Source organism: Nitratireductor sp. PBL-C9 (genome assembly GCF_050877045.1).
Lineage (GTDB): Bacteria > Pseudomonadota > Alphaproteobacteria > Rhizobiales > Rhizobiaceae > Nitratireductor > Nitratireductor aquimarinus.
The window spans coordinates 240,698-249,071 of the sequence record NZ_JBPAXW010000010.1; the positions used below are offsets into that span (position 1 = coordinate 240,698).

Annotated in this window: 9 protein-coding genes; 3 read left to right on the forward strand and 6 right to left on the reverse strand. The window is 62.8% G+C overall.

Annotation, left to right across the window (positions count from 1 at the left end; translation table 11 throughout):
* Positions 1-108 precede the first annotated feature (108 nt).
* On the forward strand, positions 109-846 hold the full coding sequence (locus ACRTG1_RS20820; RefSeq protein WP_317088625.1) for a hypothetical protein: 738 nt from the start codon (positions 109-111) through the stop codon (positions 844-846).
* 203 nt (positions 847-1,049) lie between these two features.
* Here ACRTG1_RS20820 and ptsP read toward each other — a convergent pair whose 3' ends face one another.
* From ptsP to ACRTG1_RS20845, 5 genes are all read right to left on the reverse strand, one after another.
* Positions 1,050-3,032 (reverse strand): phosphoenolpyruvate--protein phosphotransferase, encoded by a 1,983-nt coding sequence (ptsP, locus tag ACRTG1_RS20825; RefSeq protein WP_432517052.1) that lies wholly within the window; start codon positions 3,030-3,032, stop codon positions 1,050-1,052.
* Between the two features lie 36 nt (positions 3,033-3,068).
* Entirely contained in the window at positions 3,069-3,449 is a 381-nt protein-coding gene (locus ACRTG1_RS20830) for a PTS glucitol/sorbitol transporter subunit IIA (protein ID WP_432517054.1), read from the reverse strand.
* Between the two features lie 71 nt (positions 3,450-3,520).
* Positions 3,521-4,519 carry a PTS glucitol/sorbitol transporter subunit IIB gene (srlE, locus tag ACRTG1_RS20835; protein WP_206545651.1) on the reverse strand — a complete coding sequence of 333 codons (999 nt, stop codon included), beginning with the start codon at positions 4,517-4,519 and terminating at the stop codon, positions 3,521-3,523.
* A 14-nt stretch (positions 4,520-4,533) separates the two neighbouring features.
* On the reverse strand, positions 4,534-5,292 hold the full coding sequence (gene srlA, locus ACRTG1_RS20840; protein ID WP_113153512.1) for a PTS glucitol/sorbitol transporter subunit IIC: 759 nt from the start codon (positions 5,290-5,292) through the stop codon (positions 4,534-4,536).
* A 64-nt stretch (positions 5,293-5,356) separates the two neighbouring features.
* Positions 5,357-5,794: a transcriptional regulator GutM gene (locus ACRTG1_RS20845; protein WP_113153513.1), complete on the reverse strand. Its 438-nt coding sequence runs from the start codon at positions 5,792-5,794 to the stop codon at positions 5,357-5,359.
* A gap of 185 nt (positions 5,795-5,979) precedes the next feature.
* On the opposite strand from ACRTG1_RS20845, the gene ACRTG1_RS20850 reads away from it, so the two are divergent.
* Together ACRTG1_RS20850 and ACRTG1_RS20855 are read left to right on the forward strand one after the other, a co-directional pair.
* Positions 5,980-6,627, forward strand: coding sequence for a hypothetical protein (locus ACRTG1_RS20850; RefSeq protein WP_432517056.1), 648 nt, complete (start codon positions 5,980-5,982; stop codon positions 6,625-6,627).
* A 104-nt stretch (positions 6,628-6,731) separates the two neighbouring features.
* Positions 6,732-7,418, forward strand: a complete 687-nt coding sequence (locus ACRTG1_RS20855; protein ID WP_113153515.1) for an HAD family hydrolase — start codon at positions 6,732-6,734, stop codon at positions 7,416-7,418.
* 215 nt (positions 7,419-7,633) lie between these two features.
* On the opposite strand, the gene ACRTG1_RS20860 is transcribed toward ACRTG1_RS20855, so the two are convergent.
* Positions 7,634-8,374 (reverse strand): 2-oxo acid dehydrogenase subunit E2 (locus tag ACRTG1_RS20860; protein WP_432517058.1); only part of this gene is annotated, 741 nt, incomplete at its 5' end.

Consider the following 8,374-nt stretch of genomic DNA (forward strand, 5'->3'; position numbering starts at 1 on the left):
GATTTCCAGAGAGACCAAAACAATGATGTCGCCATCCGGTCAATGGCCGGCGGCAGAAAACTAATTACTTGAGGATAGCATTTTATGCTTCGTGATGCCTCGGAAGACATGGCGATTCATCTTAAGGACCGCCTGCGTGATATCCGCGATTTCCTGCGTGCGCATCGCCACGAAAAGCAGGGCGCGGCTTCGGAAAAGCGCGGTTTTACAGACATCGAGAAGCTTCTGGGGCGGGCCGTCAGCATGGTCGACGACACGCTGACACTGGCCGAAACCGCCTCCCGCACCGTGCTGCCCGGCGGGCAACAGCCCGAACTGGTCATAAGACCGCTGGTCGATTATTTCGGCGCCGACCCGATGGAAGGCGAGCGCGCGTTCCGGCGCCACATGTATCGCGCGGCAAAGGCGCTGGCGGCCACGCTGGAAGACCGCGAGCCCCCGGCCATGCGCGAAACGACCTTCACCGGAGCGCATGAGACGCTCCGCCAGCGGCAGGGCCATGTGCTGCTGGCGCTGAAGAATGCGAAGACGCCCGAAGCCATAAGGCCGCTTCTGGCGGGCCTGCTCGCGCATCTGCTTCAGGAAATCTGCCGCACCGCGCTGAGCGACCCGGCAATGCCTGCCGCAGCACAGAACGCCGAGACCTGCATCATCGTGTTTGCGCCGGGGCTTCTCGCCTCGGGACTGGCGCTGTTTGATGAAAGCCTTTCCGCATCGGACCTGCTGGACATCGCCACGCTGGCGGTTGCCGCCCGGCGGGAACGGATGGCGCGCAGCCTCGAGGCCGATCAGCCGATTGCCGATCTGACGGCAATCTTCGAAAGCCTGCTCACGCATCTGCCCTAGGGTCCTGACCCTAGAGCGCTTCCGCTTTTCGTTGAAGCGCGAAAGCGCTCTCATTCATTGCTCTTACGCAATTTCGGACGGAAAACCGGTTCCCACTTTTCCTGGAGTTGCTCCAAGATGGCAAAAGACCGGCCAACCGCATCTGCGACAGCCGGTCTTCAAGTCTTCGATGGTCAGGGGAAGCGCACCTGACCGGAGCGCTGCTAGACTGCCTTTTCGAACAGCTCGGAAAGCTGCTTCTTGGTGGCCTGCACCGAAGCCGGGCTCATGCTGAGCTCGGTCAATCCCATGCGAATGAACTCGGGGATCAGATCGGTACGCGCGGCGGCCTCGCCACACATGCCGATCTCGATGCCCGCCGCGACCGCTGCCCTGGCGGCCTGCTCGACCGCAGCCATGACGGCTGGATGGGCGGCGTCATTCAGGTTGGCAACCGACGGGTTCAGGCGGTCCGCCGCCATCACATACTGCGTCAGATCATTGGTGCCGATGGAAAAGAACGCGACCTCCTTCGCCAGCGCTTCCGCGCCGAAGACGGCAGCCGGCGTCTCGATCATCACGCCCAGCGGGAATTCGCCATGGGCAACGCCCTCGGCCTTCAGCTCGGCGGCGCATTCATCGATCAGAACACGGGTGCGGCGCACCTCTTCAACGGTCGAGACCATTGGCAGCATCACGCGCAGATTGCCATGAACGGCCGCGCGCAGCAGCGCCCGGAGCTGAACCTTGAAGATGTCGGTGCGGTCGAGGCACATGCGGATGCCGCGCCAGCCGAGGAAGGGGTTTTCCTCTTCCGGGAATTCGACGCCGGAGATCGGCTTGTCGCCGCCAATGTCGAGCGTGCGCACAATGACCGGGTGGTCCGGGAAAGCGCGGGCGAGCTCGGCATAGGTCTCGGCCTGCATGTCCTCGGACGGCAGGTGCATGTGCCGCATGAAAAGAAGCTCGGTGCGGAACAGGCCAACGCCCATTGCGCCGGCTTCCTGAGCGGCCTCGACCTCTTCGAGCGAGCCGAGATTGGCCGCCACCTGAATGACCGCGCCATCGGCGCGGCGCGGCACCACATCCTTGTAGACCCTGAGCGCTTCCCGCTCGCGGGCGGCAGCGCCGATCATCTCTTCAAAGCGCGCACGGGTGGCCGCGTCGGGTTCGACAACAACCTGTCCCGTGTGACCGTCAATGGCGGCTTGCTTTGCGTCGCGCAGTTCGTTGACGGCCTCGCCGAGGCCGAGCACTGCGGGAATGCCATGGGTGCGGGCGATGATGGCCACATGCGACGTCGCGCCGCCATGGCCACAGACCACGCCGCCAAGACGCTTGAGCGGCGCACGCGCCAGATCCCATGCGCCAATGTCCTCGGCGACGAGAATGGCCCCTTCGGGAATGTCGTCGAGGCGCGCATCTTCCTGACCGAGAAGCGTGAGGCAGATCTGGCGGGCAATGGCCTCCATATCCTCGGCGCGGGCGGCCATATAGGCGTCGTCCAGCTTGCGGAAATCATCGGCCAGGCGGGAGGATGCAGCGATGACGGCGGATACGGCGTCGAGACCGCCATCGATGGCGGCAAGCGTTTCGTCGCGCAGCGCATCGTCTGATGCGATGTCGCGCAGCGCCGCGACGATGCCGCGGTCGCTTTCCTGCATGCCATCGGACGCAAGCGAACGGTCGAGTTTTTCCTGAAGACGCTGGATCGCTTCCGCGAAGCGCTGCTTTTCCGGCTCGATTTCGCCGGCGGAAAGCGTCGTGTTGTTGGGAACGATCTGCTGCGGGAAATGCGCGAAGACAGGACCGAGGCCAAGCCCGGCGCTGGCGGCAACGCCATGAAGGCCGCCATCGGCGACCAGAGGCGCAGCCGGTGCGGCAGGCGCTGCGGGCGCAGGCGTCTCGGCAGCGTGCGCCTTTGCGGGCTCGCCCACGCCTTCCTCGACACCCGACATGGGGTTTTCAAGATAGGCGATGAGGGCATCGACGGCCTCAATGGCGTCGGCGCCATCGGCGCGAATGGAAACTTCGTCGTTTTCCTTCACGCCAAGCAGCATCAGCTTCACCGAGCTCTTGGCGCTGACAGCCTTTTCGCCCTTGATGATTTCCACATCGCTCTCGAACCCCTTGGCGAGGCGCACGAAGCGTGTGGCGGGACGGGCATGCAGGCCATCCTGCACTCTGACGATGGTCGAGCGTTCCATAACGGTCTCGTATCTGTTGTTCAGTTCGTTACGGCGTTATGCGCCGATGGTGATGACTGCATCCGGCTTCAGGGCCGCAACAAGCGTTGCCGGCTCGACGACGGAGGCGCAGATCTCGCCCGGACGCTCCACGGCGTTCGCGCCATTGAAGTTCACAACCACATGGCCGATCTCGCGCACCTTGTTCCAGGCGGCTTCGCCCATGGCGGTGATTTCGGCGGTCACATCGCCCACGGTAACGCGGGCGCCAGCGGCCGGCGCGGCATCGGACGGACCTTCCTGCACCGCATGCAGAACGGAAACCTCGGCAAGTTCCTCCGGCGCGCCGTCAGCGAAAAGAATCAGGACACCGCCTTCCGCCAGATCCGCGACTTCGGGACCGACTGCAGTAATACGCGTTTTGAGAAACACCGACATTCAAATAACTCCATGCAAACATTCGTTTCGGGAAGGGCGGCCGCCCAAACGACGACCGCCACCCCGTTGTTTTAAAGAACCAGCAGGCTGACGCCCCAGGCAATGGCCACGGAAACCGGTCCCATGACCTGACGGCTCAGAAGCACCGCAGGGACACCGATCTCAATGGTCTTGGGTTTCGCTTCGCCGAGGGCCAGGCCCACCGGAACGAAGTCACAGCCTACCTGCGTGTTGTAAGCGAACAGCGCAGGCAACGCCATGGCCGGTGAGATCGTGCCGTTGGCAATCTGCGGTCCGATGATCGCCACGCCGATCACCTGCGCGATGACCGCGCCTGGTCCGAGAATGGGCGACAGGAACGGCAGGCCGCAGATGGCCGAGATGATGAGCAGGCCGATGATGTTGTTGGCCAGCGGTCCCATCGGTTCGGCGAGAATGTCACCGATGCCCGTGTAGAGGATCAGACCGATCAGCATGGTCACGAAGGCCATGAAGGGCAGCACGTTGCGCACCACCTGATCGATGGTGCGGCGACCGGCGTTGAAGAACACGCCAACCACATTGCCCATCACGCGGCCGACGCTGCTGATGAGGCCGACAAGGCCGCCTTCCTCGGTGGCCGGCGCCGCAGCCGGAGCACTCTCCGGCTCTGAAGACGCGGCCGCGCCGCCAGCAACAGCGGCCGCTTCCGTGCCGTCGGCCATCTCGATGTTCTCCGGCGTGACGCCCGAGACATAGATGTCCTCGGTGATGTACTGGGCAAGCGGACCTGCCTGGCCGACCGGGGTGAGGTTGACGGTGGGAATGCGCTTGCGCGGGTAGACGCCGCAGCGGGCGGTGCCGCCGCAATCGACGACCACGACAGCCATCTCGCCTTCAACGGGCGGGCTCTTGAAACCGTCAACGGCTTCACCGCCCGTCATCTCTGCGATGCGCTTTGCGACGGGGTGGATGCCGCCGCCGGTGACCGACACGATCTTGTTGCGCTGGTCCGTCGGTTCGATCACGAGCGGACCGCCCCAACCAGACGAGCCCCTGGAGATCTTTACTGCTTTGTATGTTTTAGCCATGTCCTGCGCCTCCCCTAGAGCTCAACGCCCTGGCGGCGCGCCAGGATGGCCGTGATCCGCTCGGTCAGCATGCCCTTGAGCAGGATGACGAGGAGACCGACCAGCGCGTACCAGATGGCCACGGTGATGTGATAGCCGATGGGCACGACGCCCTGGCTCTCAAGCTCGAGCAGAGCGACGAGAATGCCGCCCCAGACGAAGTACTCACCCGGGTTGATATGCGGGAACAGGCCGAGCGGCGGGTGCACATAGGACACGGCGGCGTCGTAGAATGCCGGCTTGTGCTTTTCCTCAAGGAACGAGCCGAAGGTGTAGGCCATCGGGTTCGTGAGGAAGAAGACAGCGAGAACCGGAAGCACCGTATAGCGCGTGAGCGCGATGCGGCCGGCGCTCTGGGCAAGGCCGTGAACGCGCTTCTCGCCCACCAGTTCGGTGATGGCGTAGAAGGCGGTCATCAGCACGACCAGCGTCGGGATGATGCCGGTGACGAAGCCAGCAAAGACCTCGCCGCCCTTCTGGAAGATGCCGATGAAGTACTTGCCGGCGGCGGTGAGCCAGCCGAGCTGCTCTTCCTGGGCAACCGAGTCCAGCTTCTGCCGGAACTCTTCGACCGAAAGGTCGGTGCCTGCCTGAGCAAGCACGACCAGATCATTTGTCGCCGCCTTGGCGGCGAGTTTGCCGTGCAGTGCGGCATCACCCGCCACCGCGCCGGCCATATGCAGCCCCTGCATCGCCGTATCGGCGTGCTGGGCCATCATGGAAATGACAGACATAGTCCTCCCTCTCTATTCTGCTCACCCCGGTAATTGAGCCCCGGTGAGCGCGCAGTCCCGTATGTCATGCTTTTGAAGCGGCCAGAGATTCCCGAAGCGGCGGCTCCTCGCCTGCCCGCGTACGGTCTATCTGAGCAACCGCCTGCGTAATTGCCGCGGTCAGCCCCGGCTGCTTTTCTCCGAAAAGCGCCGGTTCGGCCCGCAACTGATCAAGGGTCATGCCCTCGAACTGCTCATGTCGCTTGAATTTTGCGAAGACGGAGCGGCCACTCATGGTCAGGATCCGGCGCACGGCGAGATCCGGCGAAACCACGACGATGGCAATTGCACCGCGTTTCAGGAAACGGCCGTGAAATGCGCCCGTGCCGACGAAACCATCCGCATATTTCTGCGTGATGCCTTTAAAGACGTCGGAATAGTGACGCATCTGCAGCCACACGCCGTAGGACTGTAGCGCCCATACGACTGCGAGGAGCAAAAGCCCCCATTGCCATAGTGCCATCAGGCATTACCTCCCGAAACGCTCTTCCCAAGCGTACGCACGTCAACACACTTAATAATCCTGAAATTAAGAACATTTGTTTTTTGAAATGTCAAATTGTATATTCCTTCAAATACGTGGATCGCGGCTTATTTGATTGGAACCGACATGCCGCATGTTATGGTTCCGGCTAAGGAGTTCACCCGTTGGATCTGGATTTCAAGAACGAACTTGCAGTCATGCCCGATTTACGCCACCGGCTGCGCCAGTTGCGCTGGTTTCGCACGACCTTTCGCGGCAACGCGAAGGCTGTGACGCAGCATTACGGTGTCGTGTTCGAGGTGGATGAGGAGAAGCTCACCCGCGTCTTTCTCGACTGGGTGGAGATGGTCGATGCGCAGAAGGCCTATGCCCGGCTCGACCGTGGCGATTTCATCATCTATGCCGCCGGCCTCGCGCTGAAGGAGATGATCCGCCATGCGCCGGTCACGGTGACGCCGGAAAGCAAGGTGACGGGCGACGCGGAGAATGCGGAGATCGTCAAATTCTGGCCAGAGGGCTTTCTCTACACGAACTACTGCGTGTGCGCGATTGCCGCCATCTTCGAGCAGGAATTCGGCGAAGCGCCGCGTCTGGCCCGCTGTGCGGACGATCTGCGGACCTGGTGGTCCTACCGCGAGAACACGCGCGAGATGCCGGCCTCGGCCGTCGCCTTCCTCGACCGTTTCCTTGGTGCGGAGCCCAACTGGGTTGCGCCCGATCTCGTGGAAGGGCGGATCGCCATGCGCAACGCCATCGAAGCCGGGCGCAAGAGCATCGAAGCACCCTCGATCTTCCCTGACCCGGCGCGCTAGATCGCCGGGTGTTTTCAACTGACGAAAAAATGCCCTAAAGGGCGGCATTCATTCGCCACGTTGAAACGCAGCCTCCCCCTCAGCCCCGAAAGTCCGGAGTTTTCATGACTACCCCCCTGATCATATTCGATTGCGACGGTGTTCTCGTCGACAGTGAACCGCTTGCCGCAATCGCCTATGAGCGCGTTTACAACAAGCACGGCCTGGCGCTGAAACGCGAGATCGTCGGCCAGTGCATCGGCATGAAACAGGCCGACATCATCACCCGCATCGAAGAGTTGACCGGCTTTGCCTTCCCCGCCCATGCGGATGGCGACATCTGGCTGGAAACGAAGGCGCTTCTGGAAGAAGAACTTCAGCCGACGCGCGGCATCGTGCCTTTCCTGAGCAATCTGAAGACGCCGCGCTGCGTCGCTTCCTCATCCTCCATGGAGCGGATTGAGCTCAGCCTCGGGGTCTCCGGCATTGCCGATTTCTTCGGCGACGACGTGTTCAGCACCTCGATGGTGAAGAACGGCAAGCCGGCACCGGACATCTTCCTGTTCGCTGCAGAGAAGCTCGGCGGAGCGCCGGCCTCCTCCGTGGTGATCGAGGACTCGCCGTTCGGCGTGCAGGGGGCCGTGGCGGCCGGCATGACCGCCATCGGCTTCACCGGCGGCAGCCACACATTCGACGGCCATGGCGAGAAGCTCAGCGGTGCCGGCGCACACGCGGTCTGCGCAAGCTGGGATGAGATCGAAGCGGAGCTGAGGCAACGCGGTTTCATCGGCGAAGCGGTGGCGGGCGCTTAAGGCCACTCCGCTTTTGCGGAGCTGCCTGCTTCCGGGCAAAAGAAAAGGCGCTGCCTGTGATGATGGCAGGCAGCGCCAGACGCGGTCAAAGTCGTTTTCGGTATTCTTCAGGCGGTGCGCCGTTTCATGAGAACGGCGGTCCGCCTTTCTTTTTGGTGGGCTTCCCCGGTGGCGAGCCCCCAAGCCGACCGGGAAAGCCTGTCCGGAAATTCCGGTCAGACGAGCATCGCCATCGGGTTTTCGATGACCTGCTTGAAGGCGGCGAGGAGTTCTGCGCCGAGCGCGCCGTCGACTGCACGGTGGTCGGTCGAAAGCGTCACCGACATCACGGTCGCCACCTTCACTTCGCCATCCTTCACCACGGCCCGCTGCTCGCCCGCGCCGACCGCAAGGATCGTCGCATGCGGCGGGTTGATGACGGCGGCGAAGTCCTTGATGCCGAACATGCCCAGATTGGACACGGCCGTGTTGCCGCCCTGGAACTCTTCCGTCTTCAGCTTGCGCGAACGCGCCCGCGCGGCCAGATCCTTCATCTCGTTGGAGATGGCAGACAGCGTCTTCTCGTCGGCGCGGCGCACGATCGGCGTGATCAGACCGCCGGGGATCGACACGGCAACGCCCACATCGGCGTTTTTGTGCTTCACCATGGCGTTCTCGGTCCACGACACATTTGCGTCCGGCACCATGGCCAGCGCCTTCGCGTGGGCCTTGATGACCATGTCGTTGACCGACAGTTTGTAGGCCGGCTTCTCGCCATCCCCGGTCTTCACCTTCGGCGCGGCATCGTTGAGCTGCTTGCGCAGCGCCAGAAGCGCGTCGATCTCGCAATCGAGCGTCAGGTAGAAATGCGGGATGGTGGACTTGGCCTCGACCAGACGACGGGCGATGGTCTTGCGCATGCTGTCATGCGGGACGAGCTCGTAGGAGCCTTCCTCGAACAGTTTCAGCACCTGATC

What these genes read in the sequence shown, in the direction of transcription:
- ACRTG1_RS20820 (WP_317088625.1), top strand. Translation starts at nt 109, where the DNA reads ATGGCGATTCATCTTAAGGACCGCCTGCGTGATATCCGCGATTTCCTG.
- ptsP (WP_432517052.1), bottom strand. Translation starts at nt 3,032, where the DNA reads ATGGAACGCTCGACCATCGTCAGAGTGCAGGATGGCCTGCATGCCCGT.
- ACRTG1_RS20830 (WP_432517054.1), bottom strand. Translation starts at nt 3,449, where the DNA reads ATGTCGGTGTTTCTCAAAACGCGTATTACTGCAGTCGGTCCCGAAGTC.
- srlE (WP_206545651.1), bottom strand. Translation starts at nt 4,519, where the DNA reads ATGGCTAAAACATACAAAGCAGTAAAGATCTCCAGGGGCTCGTCTGGT.
- srlA (WP_113153512.1), bottom strand. Translation starts at nt 5,292, where the DNA reads ATGTCTGTCATTTCCATGATGGCCCAGCACGCCGATACGGCGATGCAG.
- ACRTG1_RS20845 (WP_113153513.1), bottom strand. Translation starts at nt 5,794, where the DNA reads ATGGCACTATGGCAATGGGGGCTTTTGCTCCTCGCAGTCGTATGGGCG.
- ACRTG1_RS20855 (WP_113153515.1), top strand. Translation starts at nt 6,732, where the DNA reads ATGACTACCCCCCTGATCATATTCGATTGCGACGGTGTTCTCGTCGAC.